The following is a 19,013-nucleotide window of genomic DNA, read 5'->3' on the forward strand; positions in this document are numbered from 1 at the left end:
ACGGGATACGGTGACGCCGGTCGCTGCCGCAGGCGCAGGACCGATCGAGGAACGAGGAGGTGTCGACCGATGGCTGTCATTGCGACGAGCGCTGCCCGCATCCAGTTCATCACGTCCATCTCCACGGCCACCGGCTGAGCCGACCAGCGTCGCGCCGGGGCCGCCCTCGAAAGGGTCCCCCCTTGACTTCCAGCTCCACCTCCACCGTCTCCTCCGCGCTCGCTCCCTACGGCTGGGACGACGCCTGGGCGGACGCGTTCGCCCCCCACGCCGCCGAAGGGCTGCTGCCCGGACGCGTGATCCGGGTCGACCGCGGCCAGTGCGACGTCGTCACCGCCGGCGGCGTCCTGCGCGCCGACACCGCGTTCGTCACCCCGCACGACCCGCTGCGCGTCGTCTGCACCGGCGACTGGGTCGCCGTCGAGCCCGGCGGCAACCCGCGCTACGTGCGCACCTGCCTGGAGCGGCGCACCGCGTTCGTCCGCTCCACCTCCTCCAAGCGCTCCGAGGGACAGATCCTCGCGGCCAACGTGGACCACGCCATCGTCGCCGTGTCCCTCGCGGTCGAGCTCGACCTCGGCCGTGTCGAACGGTTCCTCGCGCTGGCCTGGGAATCGGGTGCGCAGCCCGTCGTCGTCCTCACCAAGGCCGACCTCGTGCCCGACCCCGTCACGCTGTCCCACCTCGTGCAGGACGTCGAGACCAGCGCGCCCGGCGTGCCCGTGGTGCCCGTCAGCGCCCTGGACGGAAGTGGGCTCGACGTGGTCAACGCCCTGGTCGGGGGCGGCACGTCCGTGCTGCTCGGCCAGTCCGGCGCGGGCAAGTCCACCCTCGCCAACGCGCTGCTCGGCGCCGACGTCATGGCCGTGCAGGCCACCCGCGACGTCGACGGCAAGGGCCGGCACACCACCACGACCCGCAACCTGCTCCTGATGCCCGGCGGTGGCGTCCTCATCGACACCCCCGGACTGCGGGGCGTCGGCCTCTGGGACGCCGAGACCGGTGTCGGGCAGGTGTTCTCCGAGATCGAGGAGCTGGCCGGGCGGTGCCGCTTCCACGACTGCGCCCACGAGGCGGAGCCGGGGTGCGCGGTGCTGGCCGCCGTGGAGGACGGCGACCTGCCCGAACGGCGCCTGCACAGCTACCGCAAGCTGCTGCGGGAGAACCAGCGCATCGTCGCCAAGACCGACGCCCGGCTGCGGGCGGAGATCCGCAAGGACTGGAAGCGGAAGGGGGCGATGGGCAAGGCGGCCATGGAGGCCAAGCGCGGCCCCCACTGGCGCGCCTGACCGCCCACCGGCAGCTCCCGCCCCGACGGGGCACCGGCTGGCCCGCCCCTGGCGGCGGGCCAGCGGCCCGCCGTGGCATCGGCTCGCCGTGGCATCGGCCCGTTGCGGCACCCGCCGCGGCGCCGGCCCGGCGGGCCACCCGCTGTCCGGCGGATCACCCGCTGTCCGGCAGGCCGGTCGCCGTCCGGCGGACGGGTGACGCGTTTCGCCCATCGGCTGCCGAGGGGTTCGCCCCGGCAGACGGCAGACGGCACACAGACGCCATGTCCGATTCCCGCCAGCGGCGGGGCCGCCGGCAGCGGAGACTGGAGGGGTGAGCGAGCAGAGAACGGACGAGGACACCAGGTACGAGGCCGTGCGCAGTCGCGACGCCCGGTTCGACGGCGTGTTCTTCTTCGCCGTCGAGACGACCGGCATCTACTGCCGGCCGAGCTGCCCGGCCGTCACCCCGAAGCGGGCCAACGTCCGGTTCTTCGCCACGGCCGCCGCCGCACAGGGCTCCGGCTTCCGGGCCTGCCGGCGGTGCCGCCCGGACGCCGTGCCCGGCTCCGCCGAGTGGAACGTGCGCGCGGACGTCGTGGCCCGGGCCGTGCGGCTGATCGCCGACGGCGTGGTCGACCGGGAGGGCGTCACCGGACTCGCCGCCCGCCTCGGCTACAGCGCACGGCAGGTGCAGCGCCAGCTCACCGCCGAACTGGGCGCCGGCCCGGTCGCCCTCGCCCGGGCCCAGCGGGCCCACACCGCGCGCGTCCTGGTGCAGACGACCGGACTGCCGATCACCGAGATCGCCTTCGCCGCCGGCTTCTCCAGCGTGCGCCAGTTCAACGACACGATCCGGGCCGTGTACGCCGCGACCCCGAGCGACCTGCGCTCCGCCGCCCCCCGCGGCGGGCACGGCCACCGCACGGCCGGCCCGGACGCCGGCATCCCGCTCCGCCTCGCTCACCGCGGCCCTTACGCGTCCGGTCCCGTCTTCGACCTGCTCCAGCGCGAGGCCGTACCCGGGGTCGAGGAGATCAGCGGACCGCCCGGGGCCCGCACCTACCGGCGCACCCTGCGGCTGCCGTACGGCACCGGCATCGCCGCCGTCGCCGAACGCACCGGCACCGCCCGGGCCGCGTCGGGCGCCCACCCCGGCGGCTGGCTCGACGCCCGGCTGCACCTCACCGACCTGCGCGACCTGACCACCGCCGTGCAGCGGCTGCGGCGGCTGTTCGACCTGGACGCCGACCCCTACGCCGTCGACGGCCGCCTCGGCGCCGACCCGCGCCTCGCCCCGCTGGTCGCCGCCCGCCCCGGCCTGCGCTCGCCGGGAGCCGCCGACCCCGAGGAACTCGCGGTGCGCGCCCTGGTGGGACGCGCGGAGGCCGAGCGGCTGGTACGCCGGTACGGCAAGGCCCTCGACGCCCCCTGCGGCGGCCTCACCCACCTGTTCCCCGAACCCGCCGTCCTCGCCGGGGCGGAACCCGGAGGCGCCCTCGGCGCGCTCACCGCCGCGCTCGCCGACCACGCCGTCCGCCTCGACCCGGGCGCCGACCGGGAGGCCGCGCAGGAGGCCCTGCGGTCCGTGCCCGGACTGGACGCCCGTACCCTCGCCGAGATCCGCGCTCGCGCCCTCGGCGACCCGGACGCCGCCCCGCCCGGGCTCGACGTCCCCGACACCTGGCGCCCCTGGCGCTCGTACGCCCTGAACCACCTGCGCGCAGCAGGGGAGTGGGAGATCCGATGAACCCCCCGGCCTACTGGACGAGCGTCGCCAGCCCGCTCGGGCCGCTGCTCCTGACCGCCGCCCCCTCCGGCGAACTCACCTCGCTGTCCGTGCCCGGGCAGAAGGGCGGCCGGGAGGTGCGCGACGACTGGCGGCGCGACCCCGGGCCCTTCCGCGACGCCGAGGAGCAGCTCGCGGCCTACTTCGCCGGCGACCTGAAGGAGTTCCGCCTGACGTGGCGCACCGAGGGCTCGGCCTTTCGGGAGAAGGTCTGGGCCGCACTGGACGACATTCCCTACGGCACGACCGCCACCTACGGGGAGATCGCCGCGCGCATCGGGGCGCCCCGGGCGGCGGTCCGGGCCGTGGGCGGGGCGATCGGCGCCAATCCGCTGCTGGTCGTACGGCCCTGCCACCGGGTGATCGGGGCGGGCGGCGCGCTGACCGGGTACGCGGGCGGGCTGGACCGCAAGGTGCGGCTGCTGACGCACGAGGGGTTCCTCGGAGCCTGACCGGCCTCCTCGCGGCGTCCGGGGAGGGCACCGGGCTCCCCGGTGGCGGGCCGGTTCAGCCCCAGATCACCGCGCCCAGCCAGGCCGCCGCGATGAGCTGGCAGGTGAACAGCTCGACCAGGATGCCGGAGCCGCCCGAGCGCAGCACCGTGCGCAGGGCGGCGACGGCATCGGCGTGACGCCCCAGCCGCATCCGTTCGAAGAGGTAGATCCCGCCGAGGAAGCCGGGGATCGCGCCCAGGACCGGGACGAGGACGAACCCGAGGAGGGAGCCCGCGCCGGCGTACGCCAGCATGAGGCGGGTGGTGCCGTCGGAGCGCAGACGGCGGGGCGGCAGCGCCCAGCGCACCGCCTGGGAGAGCAGCAGCAGGGCCGTCGCCCCGACCAGGACCCACCAGGCGACGGGCTGCGGATCCTTGAGCGCCCACCACAGGACCGCGGCCCACACCAGCCACGACCCGGGCATGGCGGGCAGCAGCACGCCGCACAGTCCGAGCAGGATGACCAGCCCGACCAGCAGGAGGTCCCACACGCCCATCTGACCAGACTGCCGGAAGCCGGGAGAACGCGCAGGTCAGCAGGGTGACGGTGCGCCACTCCCGCAGGTCAGCGGCCCGGGCGGCCCCGGAGCCCCGTCATGGCACAGCCGTTCTACCGATCACCCGACGTGCCGGTCGCGGCGGGTCGGCGGGCCGGTTTTTTCCACAAGCCCCGTTTTCATCCGGCTGGTGCGGTGAACAATCGGGGGCATGAGTCAGCAGGGGGGAAGGCCCACCGGTCACGAGGACGACTGGTGGAGGCAGCTGTACGAGGACTCCACCGACGACACGGGCCCGGCACCGGCCCCGGATTCCCTGGACGACCGCTTCGCCTCGGCGGCGGGGGCGGTGACCGGACCGCCCGTCGTCCCGTCGCCCCGGGCGGGCGCCGACGACCTGCCGGCCCCGCCGCGCGCCCCGTGGGAGCCACCGCCGTCCCGCCCGCCCGGCCCGGTCACCTTCCCGACGGCCGGGCACCAGCAGGACCCCACCGAACCCGCGGCAGCGTCGGGGGATCCGACCTCCGCGGCGCCCCCGCCCGCAGCAGCACCACCCGCATCCCCGGCCCCGCAACCCGCCGCGCCCCCGGAGCAGGCCCCTGCCGCTCCGCCTCCCGCCCCGGGGATGCCCTCGGCGCCACCGCCCCCGGCGGCCCCGCCGGCCTGGCCGGCCCGTGCCGGGCACCCGCCGACGGTGGCGGACACGCCCTCCGTGCCACCTCCGCCCGCGGATCCGCCCTCCGCGCGGCCTGAGCAGCCTGGCCCCGTCCCGCCGCCCGCACCAGCGGCGTCCCAGGGCTCCGTCCCACCGCCCGCACCACCGGTGTCCCAGGGCTCGGTTCCGCCGCCGGCACCACCAGAGCCCCGAAGCCCTCTCTCCCCGTCCGCGCCGCCGCAGCCCCAAGGCCCCGGCTCGGTGCCGTCCCCACCGGGAACTCCCGGCCCCGGCTCGGTGGTGCCGCAACCCGAGCCCCCCGGTCCCGGCTCCCCGGCGGAGCCGTACCGGGCGGTCGGGACCGTGTCCGTGCCGCCGGTTCCCGCCGAGCCGCCGCCGGACGCGGTGGTGGCACAGTGGGAGCCCCGCATCGAGCGGCCCGCCGGGACCCCCGGGCCCCGGGGCCACGTCGGCTCCCGGCCGCCCACCTACGACGCCGAACCCACCGCCCTGCCCGCCGCCGACCCGGACGACCTCGGCGACCTCGTCGCGGACACCGTGCTCGACGGCGCCCGCTACGGCACCTGCACCCTGCGGGCCGTGTCCGTGCGGGGCGACTCGGCGCGGTACCGGGGCGAGCCCCGGCGCGACTCCCTGCTCACCGCGCGGTTCGGGACGGGGGAGCAGGCGCTGCTGCTGGTGGCGATGGCGACCGGGGCCCGGGCCACGCCGGGCGCGCACCGGGCCGCCGCCGAGGCGTGTCACTGGATCGGCCGTGCGGTGGGCCGCAGTCACGCCCGCCTGGTGGAGGACATCAGGGGCGGCCGCCGGGGCGATCTCAAGTCCGGGCTGCACCGCCTGACCGACCGCAGCCTCGGCAGACTCCGGGCCGGCGCCGGCGAACGGGGCGTCGCACCCGAGGAGTACGCGGCCAGTCTGCGCTGCCTGCTGCTGCCGGCCGACCCGGCCTGCCGCACCCGCGTGTTCTTCGGCGTGGGGCCCGGCGGGCTGTTCCGACTGCGGGAAGGGCAGTGGCAGGACATCGAGCCGCAGGTCGCGGACGTCCGGGGCGAGGCCGTCCTGGGCTTCGGATCGCCGCCGCCCCAGATCCCCGAGGGCGACCGGCTCACCATGGACCTCGGCCTCCCCACCCCGCCGAGCCCGTACGAACCGGCCCCGGAACCGCCTCGCGAGCCGTTCCGCTTCCGCACCTCCGTCGCCCGCCCGGGCGACACCCTCCTGATGTGCAGCGGCGGCCTCGCCGACCCGCTGCGCGGTGAGCCCGAACTGGGCGAGTACCTCGCCGAGCGGTGGTCCCTCCCCGAGCCGCCCGGCCTGGCCGCGTTCCTCGCCGACTCCCAGGTGCGGGTCAAGGGTTACGCGGACGACCGTACGGCCGCGGCGGTGTGGGAGGCGTGAGCGCGCGGCGTGTGAGGTGATGGAACCCGGAGGGATCCCAGGGAACCGAAGGGGCAGACGAGAACCATGGCCAAACAGAACGTCGCGGAACAGTTCGTCGACATCCTGACCCGCGCCGGGGTCAAACGCCTCTACGGAGTCGTCGGCGACAGTCTCAACCCCGTCGTCGACGCCGTCCGCCGAAACTCCGCCATCGAGTGGATCCACGTCCGGCACGAGGAGACCGCCGCCTTCGCCGCGAGTGCCGAGGCCCAGATCACCGGCTCGCTCGCCGCCTGCGCCGGTTCCTGCGGCCCCGGCAACCTCCACCTCATCAACGGCCTCTACGACGCCCACCGCTCCATGGCCCCGGTCCTCGCCCTGGCCTCGCACATCCCCTCCAGCGAGATCGGCCTCGGCTACTTCCAGGAGACCCATCCCGACCGGCTGTTCACCGAGTGCAGCCACTACAGCGAGATGATCTCCAGCCCGCAGCAGATGCCGCGGCTGCTGCAGACCGCCATCCAGAACGCCGTCGGCCGCAGCGGTGTCAGCGTCGTCACGCTGCCCGGCGACATCGCCGACCTGCCCGCCCCGGAGAAGGCCGCCGAGACCGCCCTCGTCACCTCCCGGCCCAGCGTGCGCCCCGGCGACGCCGAGATCGACCGGCTGGTCGAGATGATCGACGAGGCCGGCAAGGTCACCCTCTTCTGCGGCAGCGGCACGGCCGGCGCGCACGCCGAGATCATGGAGTTCGCCGGGAAGATCAAGTCCCCGGTGGGGCACGCCCTGCGCGGCAAGGAGTGGATCCAGTACGACAACCCCTACGACGTCGGCATGAGCGGACTGCTCGGGTACGGCGCCGCCTACGAGGCCACCCACGAGTGCGATCTGCTGATCCTGCTCGGCACCGACTTCCCGTACAACGCGTTCCTCCCCGACGACGTGAAGATCGCCCAGGTGGACGTGCGGCCCGAGCACCTCGGCCGCCGCTCCAAGCTGGACCTCGCGGTGTGGGGCGACGTACGGGAGACGCTGCGCTGCCTCATCCCGCGGGTGAAGGAGAAGAAGAACCGCCGCTTCCTGGACCGGATGCTCAAGAAGCACGCCGACGCGCTGGAGGGGGTGGTGAAGGCCTACACCCGCAAGGTCGAGAAGCACACGCCGATCCACCCCGAGTACGTGGCGTCCGTGCTGGACGACATCGCCGACGACGACGCCGTGTTCACCGTCGACACCGGTATGTGCAACGTCTGGGCCGCACGCTACATCTCGCCCAACGGCCGCCGCCGCGTCATCGGCTCCTTCTCGCACGGCTCCATGGCCAACGCCCTGCCCATGGCGATCGGCGCGCAGTTCACCGACCGCAGACGGCAGGTCGTGTCGATGTCCGGCGACGGCGGCTTCTCCATGCTGATGGGCGACTTCCTCACGCTGGTGCAGTACGACCTCCCGGTGAAGGTCGTCCTGTTCAACAACTCCTCGCTCGGCATGGTCGAGTTGGAGATGCTGGTCGCCGGGCTGCCCTCGCACGGCACCGCCAACACGAACCCGGACTTCGCGGCCGTGGCCCGTGCCTGCGGCGCCCACGGAGTGCGGGTCGAGAAGCCCAAGGATCTCGCCGGGGCGCTCAAGGACGCCTTCAAGCACAAGGGCCCGGCCCTCGTCGACGTCGTCACCGACCCCAACGCGCTGTCCATCCCGCCGAAGATCAAGGCCGAGATGGTGACCGGGTTCGCCCTGTCCGCCTCGAAGATCGTGCTGGACGGCGGCGTCGGCCGCATGCTGCAGATGGCCCGCTCCAACATCCGCAACGTGCCCCGGCCGTGAGGGACCGGCCCCCCGCTCCGCGGTCCGGCCGGGACGCCCCGGGACGGGCCCCCGGCACCTGACATCTGTCAGGACCGGCGCGGGCGGCACCCTCCTAGTCTGGCGGAGCGGGAGCAACCGCCCCGCCGGACCGGGAGCGGGAAGCGCCGTGCCGCTGTGCGTCCCCACGGCCGCGGCAGCGACCGGCCGCCGTCCCGGCCGTTCGACGAGGGAGGGATCATGACCGCGGTCGGTGAGGTCCGTGGGACCGTCCCGGTGGGCATCGGCTCCGCGGCGGAGCCCAGCATCCACCAGTTGCGCCTGTTCCTCGTCCTCGGGGAGACCCGGCACTTCGGGCGTGCTGCCGCGTCCCTCTTCATCAGCCAGTCCGCGCTCAGCCAGCAGATCCGGGGGCTGGAGAACCGTCTGGGGGTGCGGCTGTTCGACCGCACGAACCGGACGGTCGATCTCACGGACGCCGGACGGACGCTGCTTCCCGTGGCCCGCGCGGCGGTCGACGCCATGGTCCAGCTGCGGCGCACGGCTCAGGCGCAGGTACGGCGTCTCTCCGGCCGGCTCGTGGTGGGGACCGTCGGGGCCGAGGCCGCCATGCCCTACACCCACGCCGTGCTGCGGGCCCTGCGGGAGGACCATCACCCGCAGCTGACGGTGGATCTGGTCACCCTCAACGCCCACCGCTTCGCCGCCGCCCTGGAGCAGCGGGAGGTCGATGTGGTCTTCCTGCGGCCTCCCGTCCCGGAGGGCATCGAACTGCACCGGCTGGCCGGCGAGCCGCGGGTGGCGTGCCTTCCGGCCGACGACCCCCTGGCCGCGCTGCCCGGCATCACGCTCGCTCAGCTCGCCGGCCGCCCCGTGGTCGACTGGCCCGCACCGACCCCGCGCGAGTGGCGGGACTTCTGGGCCGCCGATCCCCGGCCCGACGGCAGTCGCGTGCGGTACGGGCCCGTCGTCACGGACATGGAGACGCTGCTGCACACCGTGGCCCGCGGAGAGGCCATGTGCTTCCTGCCGGCGGCGGCCCGGGACCTGTTCCCCCGGCCGGGCGTGCGCTACGTCGACGTCAGGGACCTGCCGCGGTCCACGGCGGCCCTCGCCTGGCTCACCGAGCGCCGCGACGAGCCCGCCGTCGCCGCCGCCCGGCACGCCGCCCGGGCCGCCACCGGCGGCGTCGGATTCCGCCGCTGACACCCGCTCGGCGGCCCCGTGGCCGGCCGGGCGGTGGCTAGCGGTAGGGCGCCCACGTGCGGGCCGAGGTGTCGTACAGGTAGCGGGGCAGGCCCTTCAGGGCGCTGGTGCGGAACGGCCGGCCGTGGTCGTCGATCCGGACCGTGCCCCTGCGGCCCTGCGAGGACCAGTCCAGCTCCAGGTACCAGCGGCAGTCGCACGACCGGGTTCCCGCCGTCACCAGCAGCACCTCGGGGTCCCGAGCGGAGACCCGGTAGGGCATGCGCACCGCCGGGATCGGCGTCCCCGCGTCGCTCCCGGCGACCGCGCGGGCGATGGGCCGGTCCTTGTCGAGGTCCACGTCGAAGGAGCGCGGGGTGAGCGCGCCTCCGCAGCCCTGATTCATGGCGAAGGCGTTGCCCTTGACGGGGGTCGTGCGTCCCACCACCCGCACGCGCAGGTCCTCCAGCACGACGGCCGTGTCGGTCCGGCCCTGCACCGACAGCCGGACGAGCGTCTCGCCCGCGTGCACCGCGCCCTGGGAGGCGGCCCAGGTGCCCGCGTCCTGCGGCACGGGGGGCGGCGGGACCTCGGACGGCGGTTTGGCGACCACGTAGTCGTGTCCGCAACCGTGCTGCCACGCCTGGGAGTCGGCGGACCAGGTGAGGGGCACGGCGGCGGGGGTGCCCTTCTGCGAGGGCGTGCCGGCGCGGGCGGACGGCGAGGGGGAGGTCCGGTCGTCCTTCCTCCCCTTCTTCTTCCCTCCCTTCTCGGCCGCGGTGGGGGGCGCGGACCGCTTCGGACCGGGGGAGCCGCCGGGCGAGGGGGACGAGCCGTGCGGCTCCTTCCGCCCGGTCGGTTCCGGCCCGGGGTCGGCCGGGGCGGCGGCACGGGTCCGGTCGTCGGCCGCCGCGCGCCGCCCGTCGGGCAGCGCGGCGATACCTCCCAGGACCGCCAGCAGCGCGCCGGCGGCGGCGATCCCGGCGGTGAGGCGCCTGCGGCGGTGCCAGGGGCGGCGGGGGAGCGGCGCCCCGGCGGACGACAGGGCCACGGCCGTCGTCCCGGCAGCGAGAGCGGCCCCTTCCGGGCCCTCGCCCCGGTTGACGGAGGAACCCGGCTCGTGAACCGCGCCGGCGCTCGACGGGGCGCCCGGATCCCGCTGCGCGCCCGCACCCCGCGCCGCTCCAGCGCCCGGCGCGGCGCCCGCACCCTCGGCTGCGCCCGCGTCCTGTGGCGTCCCCGCGCTCCGGGCTGCGCCCCCGCTCCGCGCCGCTTCGGCGTGCCGCGCCGGGCCCGCCGCACCGCCGACCACCTCTGCGGAACCGTCCGCCTCACCACTGCTGGTCGCCGAGCCGTCCGCCTCTCCCTTGCGCGTCGCCGGACCACCCGATTCCGCACCGCTCCCGGCCGAGCCGTCCGCCTCCGTGCCGGACGTCGCCGTGCCGCGTGGGCGCTGGCGGGCCGCTGCCGCGAGGAGCCAGCGGCGGTGCAGTTCCAGGCGCTCCTCGGCGGTGGCCCCGCACAGGGCCGCGAAACGCTCCACGGGAGCGAAGTCGACCGGGACCGCCTCGCCCGCGCAGTACCGGTGCAGCGTCGAGGTGTTCATGGCCAGGCGGCGGGCCAGCGACCCGTAGCTGCGGTCCGTGCGCTGTTTCAGCGCCCGCAGCAGCGCGGCGAACTCCCCGACGTCGTCGACGTCCTTGTGCACCGACACCGTTTCCCCGTCCTGACGGTCCGACCGGGCCCGGGACGGCATCCCAGGCACCTCATGTATCTGCACGTCAGAAGGGCTGGGATGGTTCCACCGTGCCGGATCGGCCGCCGGCTGTTGCGTCCACCCGGTGCGACCGCTGATGCTTTCGGTGCCGCACCGGGCAGGGCCGGGCCGAGAAGCCCGCTGCGCGGCGGCACCGACCATCCACGCATTCACCCACGGGGGACACCCATGCCCAAGCACGTCCGAGCCAGCGCGCTCACCGCACTCACCGTCGCCGCCCTCGCGGCGGGCACGGTCCTCACGGCGCCCGCGGCGGGTGCCGCGACGCAGGCCGCCGCGCCGAAGTTCCTGTCGGCGTCCCAGCTGCCGCCCCACCCCAGCTCCACCTGGACGGCCGGCCCGGTCACCGAGGGCTTCCCGGAGGGCCTCGGCACCTGCGTCAGCACGGAGGGCGTGCCGTCCTACGAGTACCACTACCGGGAGTTCCACACCGACCTGGACGCCAGTGCCGTGCAGCTGACCGTCGTGGCGGACACGGCCACCCTGGCCAAGGCCCTGGCGAAGCACTACGACGACCTGATCCGCACCTGCGCCGACCGCATCGAGCGGAACGACCCCGACACCGCGGCCGAGGGGCGCTACTACGGCAAGCTGCCGGTCGAGGAGGGCGCCACCGTCCGGGGTCTGCACACCGAGACCTCCTGGGGCGCCAACGACGTCTCGCTGCTGTCGGTCGGCCGCGACGGCAGGACCGTCACCGTCGTGCAGTGGGGGCAGCTGGGCGACTTCGGCGGCGCCCCGGTGAGCGCGTTCAAGAAGACGACGACCACCGCCGTCAACAAGCTGTACTGACGCGCGCCACCCGGAGAAGGGGCCGTCCTCCGTCACGGGGGTGGGGAGGACGGCCCCGGAAGGGCCGCGGCCGGGCACGGGAACCGTCGTACTTCAGCCAACTTCCGGCGAGTGCCGCCGCGCGGAGCCGGCCCTCTCCTCCCGTCCCCGCGCACACCTCCGACGCCGGCCGGCCCGGGGCCGGTCGTCCGATCGGGGGCGGTCAGCAACCGTGCGGAGACCCTGACCGGCCGGCCTCTTGACCCCTCGCCCTCCTCCGGTGTACTGCCCGGCCGCCCGCAGGCCGGTGCCCCGCCCTCGTTCCGGTGGCCGAACACCCGGCCGTCGGGGGCCGGGCATGACTGGCGCGTGCCCGCTGGGGCATGGATCCCCGTGAACGTGTTCGACCAAGGGGGAACCGACATCGGCGCGCGGGCGGGGGCCATGGAGAGGCAGGCACGGGGAGGCGGTCACGCGGCGACGGGGGCCGTCTCCGTGAGATCCGAGGGGGACGACGCGCAGGAGGCCGCGGAGCGGGAGCCGGAGCCGCAACTGCACCGCAGACTCGGGCGGGCGGACCTGCGGGCCGTACCTGAGGCCCGCAGGGCCCTGCGCGAACTGCTCGGGCAGTGGGGCAGGTCACCGGGACGCTCCGACCTCCCCGACATCGCGGAACTGCTCACCAGCGAACTGGTCACCAACGCGATCGTCCACACCGACCACGACGCGGTCCTCACGGCCACCGTCGGGCCCCGCGGACTGCGCGTGGAAGTGCGGGACTTCGTGGCCCGCCGGCCCCGGGTGCGCGTACCGGTGCCCGACGAGGGCACGGGCGGGCGCGGCCTGTTGCTGGTGCAGTCCCTGGCGGACGACTGGGGGGTACGGCCGCACGAGGTGGGCAAGTCGGTCTGGTTCGAGCTCCAGGCCCGCGCGGCGTGAACGCCGAAGGGGGCGCGGCCCGCAGGCCGCGCCCCCTTCCGGTGCCGTCACGTCAGCCGAACTGCTGCTCCAGGTCCTTGAGCTTGCGCTCCAGGGAGTCCAGGCGCGGCAGCGCCTGCGTGTCGTCCTCCGCGGTCAGGTCCACCGTCAACGGGTCGCTCCCCTGGCGAACCGGCTGCAGGGAGGGACGCGAGCGGACGGGCAGCGGGTCCGGCGCTATGGCAGGCTCCGCGGAGGCCTGCGTGGAGGCGCGCTCCACCTGCACCTCCACCTGCCGGCCGCCGCCGCGGCCGAAGTGCCCGCGGTGCCCGCGGCTGATCGCCTTCAGCTGCGCACGCTCCATGCGCTGCTGGTCGCGCCGCCGCTGACGGGCCTCGTCCTTCTTGCGCTTGTCGTCACGCACCTCGTCCACCGCCTCGTCCAGGCTGCGCACACCCTCCAGGAGCATCAGCGACCAGGCGCGGTAGGTCTCGCGGGGAGCGCGCATCCAGCGCACGATACGGATCTGCGGCAGCGGACGCGGCACCAGGCCCTGCTCGCGCAGGGCGGCGCGGCGGGTCTGCTTCAGCGCGCGGTCGAAGAGGACCGCCGCGGACAGGGACATGCCGGCGAAGAAGTGCGGAGCGCCCGCGTGGCCGATGCCCCTGGGGGCGTGCACCCAGTTGAACCAGGCCGCGGCGAAGGCGAACGTCCAGACGAGTATCCGGGAGCCGAGCGCGGCGTCGCCGTGGCTGGCCTCGCGCACCGCGAGCACGGAGCAGAACATGGCCGCGCCGTCCAGGCCGAACGGGACCAGGTACTGCCAGCCGCCCGTCAGGCCGAGATTCTGCTCGCCGAAGCCGACCAGTCCGTGGAAGGAGAGCGCGGCGGCGACGGCCGCGCAGCAGAACAGCAGGACGTAGGAAACGGTGCCGTAGATCGCTTCCTTGCGCCTGCGGCGTTCCTCGCTGCGCTCCCAGGAGTCGTCCGCGCTCGTGTCCTTGACCGAGGAGCGCTTGCCGCGCGCGAGCACCGCCACCGCCGCCAGCATGCCCAGCAGGAGCACGGCGCCGGGAAGCAGCCAGTTCAGCGATATGTCGGTCAGTCTCATTCGGGGGTCCCTTGCAGTGGGATAGGGCGTAACGCCCGCCATAGTGGCCCAATCCCGTCAGCCCTCAGGGGGTTTCGGGGCAAGAGGCCGCCAAGGAAGTGCAAGGGGATGCCCAGGGCGGCGTTCTGCTCGAACTGCCGCTTGAGGAACGGGAGTTGAGTTCGAACAAGACTACCCGTACGAGCGGTTCTCCGGAAAGTTCCCGCCACGTGTGAGGAGATTGTGCATCACCTGGAGGCCGCGGTGGCTTTCCGTGGTGATGATCTTACGGGTTCTCCGGGCATGGTCCTGCCCGACGGAGCGTCAGCCCGCGGTGGTCAGCAGCTTGTTGACCCGGTCCGCTTCACAGGTGCGGGGGCAGGTGGCGCAGGTGTCCTCGGGGCGCAGGGTGTAGAACATGCAGCAGCTCGCCCGCTCCCGGGTGCGCAGGGGCTCACCGCCCGGCCCGGTCAGCTCCCGGAAGGCCGGTGTGCCGACGTACGGCTTAACCGCTCCCGGCAGCAGCAGCTCCAGCTCGCGCACGGCCCGCCGCTCCTCGATCTCGCCGAGCTGCTGCGCGACGTACCAGACGCCCTCGACGATCTCGTCCGTCGCCATGCCCCACAGGGCCCGGCCGCGGCGCCGCATCCGGGGGCCGAAGCCGGCCAGGACCGGTTCCATGTGCGCGGCCACGGCCGACCGCACCTCCGCCCGCAGCGCCTCCTCGTCCGGCACGACGCGGGCCCCCGGCAGGAGGGCCGCCTCGTCGCCGGGCAGGCAGGCGAAGCCGGCGGGACGGACGGCCAGGTGCCCGAGGGGGTACCCCGCGGCGGTGCGGTCGTACGAGACGTGCGTCACGGGGTAGTACGGGACCCTGCGCTGCAGGAACCAGGGGGCCGTGATCAGCAGGCAGGCGGGCCAGGAGTAGCGGTGCAGTCCGAAACTCGCGACGACGTCGGGGCGGGCGCGCTGCCCGTAGTCCCGCTGGACCTGCTCCTCGTCCCAGGCCAGGAACGCGTCGAGCGCGGGGCCGGCGGCCGCGAGGTCGGCCGCGGCCGCCCAGCCGGCGCCCCGGGGGAGCTCGTCGCCGGGCGCCAGTTCGGTGACCGCGAGCCCGGGGAGGACCTCCGCCAGACGTGCGTAGGCGCCGGAGACGGCCGAGCGGGGCGCGCGCATGTGATCACCGATCCGTCCGGGTCGAACAGGTTCTTGAAGGTAAGGCTTACCTTACCGAAGATCCCGGGAAAGGGAACCGCGGATGGGAACTGGGGGCCGGTGCGCTTATGGTGCTTGACGGGCGAGCAGCAACCCGCCGTAATGACCCCAAGTACCGATACGTCACCGACACGTCCCGAGGAGGACCTTGTGAAGCAGGGCACGCAGGGCTCCGCCGGGACCGGAATGCCCCGTCCCCACCCGGCCGCGGCGGCCGGCGGGACCCGCGTGCCGCGGCAGGCCGGGGCCGTGCGCGGTGAGCACACGCACAGCGAGCCGCCCGCCCCGGGTGCGGATGCCGCGCGGCCGCGGCCGGTCGTGCAGCGGGCCTCGGTGCGCGGGCAGGTCCTCGACGCGCTGCGCGCCGCGCTCGTGGCCGGGGACCTGCGGCCCGGCGAGGTGTACTCGGCGCCCGTGCTGGGGGAGCGCTTCGGTGTCTCCGCCACGCCGGTGCGCGAGGCCATGCAGCAACTGGCCCTGGAAGGCGCCGTCGAGGTCGTGCCCAACCGGGGGTTCCGGGTGGTCGAGCGCGGGGCGCGCGAGCTGGCGGAGCTGGCCGAGGTGCGGGCGCTGATCGAGGTGCCGGTGCTGCTGCGGCTGGCGCGCACGGTGCCCGCGGAGCGCTGGGCGGAGCTGCGGCCCCTGGCCGAGGCGACGGTGCGGGCCGCGTCCTCCGGCTGCCGGGCGACCTACGCGGAGTCCGACCGTGCCTTCCACCGGGCGGTGCTCTCCCTCGCGGGCAACGGCCAGCTCGTCCAGATCGCCGAGGACCTGCACCGCAGGGCGCAGTGGCCGCTGGTCGGGGGCGGGCCGGGGATGCGCGGGCGGGCCGACCTGGTGGCGGACGCGCACGAGCACACGGCGCTGCTGGACGCGCTCATCGCCCGGGACCTGGAGGTCGTGCGAGCCCTGGCCGGCGAGCACTTCGCGGGCGCGTCCGGCACGGGCTGAACTCACGCGCGCCCGCACGGGCAGAGCGGCACCGGCAGGGGCGGACCGCGCGGGCGGAGAGGTCGAGCGCGCGTACGGACCGGGCGGAGGCGCACCGGCACGGGCGGGCGCCCGCAGGGACCGGTGGACGGGCGCGCGCGGGCTCACGAGTGGACGCGCCGGGGGTCCGGTGGTTCCGGCCGGCGAGGCGCGTACCGCCGCACTCACGCCCGCGTGCGGGCCCCCGGCACCTCCCCTTCCGGCGCACGGCGGTGCGGACCCGCAGGCAGCTCCGGCGCCGACCCGCGACCGTGAACCGCCCCAGGGGTGCCGGCTCAGGCCGTCGCCGCCGGGGGCAGGGGGGTCAGGTGGCGGGCCAGCCAGGTCGGGACGCCGCCGAGCAGGCGGAACAGGCGGCGGGCCTCCTCCCGCAGGCGGGACGCCTCCGGCTCGGTCTCCGCCTCGGCCAGGGACACCAGCGCGGGCGCCGTGCCCACCAGGTAGCCCAGCTCCTCACGGATCCGCAGCGACTCCGCGAACCCGTGCCGCGCCTCCGCCAACTCGCCTTCGCGCAGGGCGAGTCCGGCCATGTGCCGCCAGGTGAACGACAGCAGCAGCGGGTCGGACTGGGCCGTCGCCCCGGCGTGGGCGCGGCGGTAGGCGGCGCGGGCGGCCTGGGGCGAGCTGGTGAGGTTCTCGGCGACCAGCCCGCGGCGGAAGTCGAGCAGGGCGCGCTGCGGTGCCCCCGGAGGGACCAGCGCCGCCGCCCGGCCGAGCGCGGCGCGGGCCTCGTCGGCCCGGTCGCGCACCGCGAGCACGGTCGCCGCGTAGGCCAAGTACCCGCGTTCACAAGCGGCCGCGCCCCGCTCGTCGTCGCTGTGGGCCAGCGCCTCCGCCGTGCGCAGCGCGTCCTCGGCCTCCTCCCAGCCCTGCTCGGTGTACAGGCACCGTTCGACCAGCAGGGCCGCGCGCTGGAGCGCGGCCGCCGGGGTGGCCGGCAGCAGCAGTGCGGCCGCGTCGGCCCAGCACCCGCGCGAGCGCAGCCGCCATACCGCGGTCTGGAGGGGATCGTCACCGGCGGTCGTTCCGTTACCAGACATGGCGGTATGCGCCACGTTGCCCTCCCCGAGCACGCCATCGAGCTGTTGAGTGGTGGCGGCATCTCAGCACGAATCGGCGGGCCGGGCCAAGAGGGCGGGTGAAGGATTTCACAAAGTCGTGGGACGCGGCGCCGGCCCCGAAGCAGGGGCCGCGGACGCCCTTGTCTCAGCTCATCCGCAGTGCCAGGAAGAAGTCGAGCTTGTCCTCCAGCCGCGACAGGTCACGCCCCGTCAACTGCTCGATGCGGCCGACGCGGTAGCGCAGCGTGTTGACGTGCAGGTGCAGACGGGTGGCGCAGCGGGTCCACGAACCGTCGCAGTCGAGGAAGGCCTCCAGGGTCGGGATCAGCTCGGCCCGGTGGCGGCGGTCGTAGTCGCGCAGGGGGTCCAGGAGGCGCGCGGTGAAGGCGCGGCGGACGTCGTCGGGGACGAACGGGAGCAGCAGGACGTGCGAGGCGAGTTCCTGGTGGCCGGCGGCGCAGACCCGGCCCGGCCGGGCGGCGGCCACCCGGCGGGCGTGCCGGGCCTCCTCCAGCGCGCCGCGCAGGCCCTCCGCCGAGTGGACGGCCGCGCTGACCCCGAGGGTGAGCCGGCCGTCGCCGTCGAGCCCGGCCGCGAGCGGGTCGCGCACCGACTCCAGCAGCGCGTCGGCGAGCACGCCCGCCCCCGGCCCGTCGTGCTCGGCCGTGACGGCGGGGAGCGGGACCAGGGCGATGGCCTCCTCGCCGGTGTGGGCGACGGCGATGCGGTCGGAGGGGTCCGGCCCGGCGGACGCGGGGTCGACGAGGATCTCCTCCAGCAGGGCCTGCGCCACCGGGCCCGCCTCGCTCTCCTCGCCGTCCCAGTCGACCCGCGCCACGACCACCTGCCAGTGCGGGGCCGCGCCCAGGCCGGGCAGCAGCACCGGGGCGGCCACCCGCAGCCGGGCGGCGATCTCGCCGGGGGCGGCACCCGCCTGGACCAGCTCCAGCACCTCCTGGGCGAGGCGGCGGCGCACGGTGCGGGCCGCGTCCCGGCGGTCCCGCTCGACGGCGATCAGCTGGGTGACTCCGTGCAGCAGGTCCAGGCGCTCCTCGGCCCAGTCACCGGCGTCCGCCTCCACGGCCAGCAGCCAGTCCGACAGCGCGCTCTCACGGACGTCCCGGGCGGGCTGCGGAGGGCGGCCGGTGGAGCGCACGGGGAACAGGGAGTAGGTGGTGGCGCCGAGGACGACCCGGTGGGGGCCGCGGCGGCCGGTGCGGGTGGCGGTGAGGTGCTCGCCCGCGAGCCGGGCGCACGCCTCGGCCGGCAGGGCGGCCCCGGCGGTCTTGGATCCCGCGATCAGGCGGCCGGTGGGGGAGAGGACCCAGGCCCGCAGGTCGAGGTCGGAGCCCAGCAGGTCCAGGACCACGTCGGGGCCGCCGCCCGCCGGGCCCGACGTCATCATCCGGCGGTGGCGGTCGACCACCGCCGCGAGGTCCCCGGCGCGCTCGCCGGAGACCTGCCGCACGACGTGCTCGGTGATCGTCGCGAAGGCCACCGACTCGTGCACGGCCAGGAGCGGCAGGCGGTGCCGGGCGCACGCCGCGACCAGGTCCTCCGGTACGTCCCCGAGCTCGGCCTCGCCCGCGGCCAGGGCCGTCACGCCCGCCTGCACCAGGATCCGGACGAACGGCTCCGAGTCGCCGGCGTCCCGGCGCCAGGCCAGACCCGTCAGCACCAGCTCGCCGCCCGAGAGGTAGCGGCTGGGGTCGCGCAGGTCCGTGGTCATGACGCCCCGTACGGTGCGGTCCAGCTCGTCCTCGCCGCCGAGCAGCTTCAGGCCCAGCGCGTCCGTCTCCAGCAGTGCGCGCAGCCGCATTCTCGTCGCCGCCGTTCTTTGTCTCGAAAACTATGGTGGATCTGCAGGGGGCGCCCTCGCGGGGCGCCTGTTCGGCGGGGTGGGTGAGCAGGGCTCGCCGCCTGGGAACCGGGTCCCGGTGGTGTCCCAGGTCACGCGGCGGTGTCGCGCGTTTCCACAGGAGAACGAGGAGGTTTCGGATGGCCTCCGTTCATACGAATCTACAAGATGCCCGCCGTGGCCAGCCAACTCCTTCATGGTTTCCGTGACTGACCCCGTCGGAGCACCGCGCTGTGTAC

The 19,013-nt window shown here is 75.3% G+C and carries 15 protein-coding genes; 9 read left to right on the forward strand and 6 right to left on the reverse strand.

Features of this window, described 5'->3' with window-relative positions; genetic code table 11:
* The first annotated feature begins 182 nt into the window (after positions 1–182).
* The 3 genes from rsgA (at position 183) to ACFYWG_RS22745 (ending at position 3,509) form a co-directional block, all read left to right on the forward strand.
* Complete coding sequence (gene rsgA / locus ACFYWG_RS22735; RefSeq protein ID WP_385417604.1) at positions 183–1,289, forward strand: ribosome small subunit-dependent GTPase A; 1,107 nt, start codon at positions 183–185, stop codon at positions 1,287–1,289.
* 313 nt (positions 1,290–1,602) lie between these two features.
* On the forward strand, positions 1,603–3,018 hold the full coding sequence (locus ACFYWG_RS22740; protein ID WP_385417607.1) for a DNA-3-methyladenine glycosylase 2 family protein: 1,416 nt from the start codon (positions 1,603–1,605) through the stop codon (positions 3,016–3,018).
* The gene (locus tag ACFYWG_RS22745) at positions 3,015–3,509 is read left to right on the forward strand and encodes a methylated-DNA--[protein]-cysteine S-methyltransferase (RefSeq protein WP_383500276.1); all 495 of its coding nucleotides are present in this window, start codon (positions 3,015–3,017) and stop codon (positions 3,507–3,509) included. The genes ACFYWG_RS22740 and ACFYWG_RS22745 overlap by 4 nt, the downstream gene beginning before the upstream one ends.
* Positions 3,510–3,564: 55 nt before the next feature.
* Here the strand turns inward: ACFYWG_RS22745 and ACFYWG_RS22750 are convergent, their stop codons facing one another.
* A complete protein-coding gene (locus tag ACFYWG_RS22750; RefSeq protein ID WP_389203132.1) occupies positions 3,565–4,047 on the reverse strand; it encodes a DUF456 domain-containing protein in 483 nt (160 codons plus the stop codon).
* Positions 4,048–4,258: 211 nt separating this feature from the next.
* Between ACFYWG_RS22750 and ACFYWG_RS22755 the strand changes: the two genes are divergently transcribed.
* The 3 genes from ACFYWG_RS22755 to ACFYWG_RS22765 all read left to right on the forward strand — a co-directional run bounded on the left by ACFYWG_RS22755 (position 4,259) and on the right by ACFYWG_RS22765 (position 9,115).
* Positions 4,259–6,121, forward strand: coding sequence for a protein phosphatase 2C domain-containing protein (locus ACFYWG_RS22755; protein ID WP_389203134.1), 1,863 nt, complete (start codon positions 4,259–4,261; stop codon positions 6,119–6,121).
* A gap of 66 nt (positions 6,122–6,187) precedes the next feature.
* Positions 6,188–7,930 (forward strand): pyruvate dehydrogenase, encoded by a 1,743-nt coding sequence (locus tag ACFYWG_RS22760; protein ID WP_389203136.1) that lies wholly within the window; start codon positions 6,188–6,190, stop codon positions 7,928–7,930.
* Between the two features lie 219 nt (positions 7,931–8,149).
* Positions 8,150–9,115 (forward strand): LysR family transcriptional regulator, encoded by a 966-nt coding sequence (locus tag ACFYWG_RS22765; RefSeq protein WP_389203138.1) that lies wholly within the window; start codon positions 8,150–8,152, stop codon positions 9,113–9,115.
* A 37-nt stretch (positions 9,116–9,152) separates the two neighbouring features.
* Here ACFYWG_RS22765 and ACFYWG_RS22770 read toward each other — a convergent pair whose 3' ends face one another.
* A complete protein-coding gene (locus ACFYWG_RS22770; protein ID WP_389203140.1) occupies positions 9,153–10,808 on the reverse strand; it encodes a helix-turn-helix domain-containing protein in 1,656 nt (551 codons plus the stop codon).
* Between the two features lie 231 nt (positions 10,809–11,039).
* Here ACFYWG_RS22770 and ACFYWG_RS22775 point away from each other — a divergent pair, with 231 nt between their 5' ends.
* Positions 11,040–11,663, forward strand: a complete 624-nt coding sequence (locus ACFYWG_RS22775) for a hypothetical protein (protein ID WP_389203142.1) — start codon at positions 11,040–11,042, stop codon at positions 11,661–11,663.
* A gap of 423 nt (positions 11,664–12,086) precedes the next feature.
* Positions 12,087–12,581 carry an ATP-binding protein gene (locus ACFYWG_RS22780; RefSeq protein WP_376325624.1) on the forward strand — a complete coding sequence of 165 codons (495 nt, stop codon included), beginning with the start codon at positions 12,087–12,089 and terminating at the stop codon, positions 12,579–12,581.
* Positions 12,582–12,633: 52 nt separating this feature from the next.
* Here the strand turns inward: ACFYWG_RS22780 and ACFYWG_RS22785 are convergent, their stop codons facing one another.
* On the reverse strand, positions 12,634–13,671 hold the full coding sequence (locus ACFYWG_RS22785; protein ID WP_376325399.1) for a DUF2637 domain-containing protein: 1,038 nt from the start codon (positions 13,669–13,671) through the stop codon (positions 12,634–12,636).
* Positions 13,672–13,974: 303 nt separating this feature from the next.
* A complete protein-coding gene (locus tag ACFYWG_RS22790; protein WP_389203145.1) occupies positions 13,975–14,826 on the reverse strand; it encodes a (2Fe-2S)-binding protein in 852 nt (283 codons plus the stop codon).
* Between the two features lie 189 nt (positions 14,827–15,015).
* On the opposite strand from ACFYWG_RS22790, the gene ACFYWG_RS22795 reads away from it, so the two are divergent.
* Positions 15,016–15,816 (forward strand): GntR family transcriptional regulator, encoded by an 801-nt coding sequence (locus ACFYWG_RS22795; RefSeq protein WP_385417627.1) that lies wholly within the window; start codon positions 15,016–15,018, stop codon positions 15,814–15,816.
* Between the two features lie 314 nt (positions 15,817–16,130).
* Here ACFYWG_RS22795 and ACFYWG_RS22800 read toward each other — a convergent pair whose 3' ends face one another.
* Together ACFYWG_RS22800 and ACFYWG_RS22805 are read right to left on the reverse strand one after the other, a co-directional pair.
* Positions 16,131–16,895 carry a hypothetical protein gene (locus ACFYWG_RS22800; protein WP_389203147.1) on the reverse strand — a complete coding sequence of 255 codons (765 nt, stop codon included), beginning with the start codon at positions 16,893–16,895 and terminating at the stop codon, positions 16,131–16,133.
* Positions 16,896–17,061: 166 nt separating this feature from the next.
* Positions 17,062–18,735, reverse strand: coding sequence for a PucR family transcriptional regulator (locus ACFYWG_RS22805; RefSeq protein WP_389203149.1), 1,674 nt, complete (start codon positions 18,733–18,735; stop codon positions 17,062–17,064).
* Positions 18,736–19,013 lie beyond the last annotated feature (278 nt).

This window comes from Streptomyces sp. NPDC003456 (assembly GCF_042878735.1).
Lineage (GTDB): Bacteria > Actinomycetota > Actinomycetes > Streptomycetales > Streptomycetaceae > Streptomyces.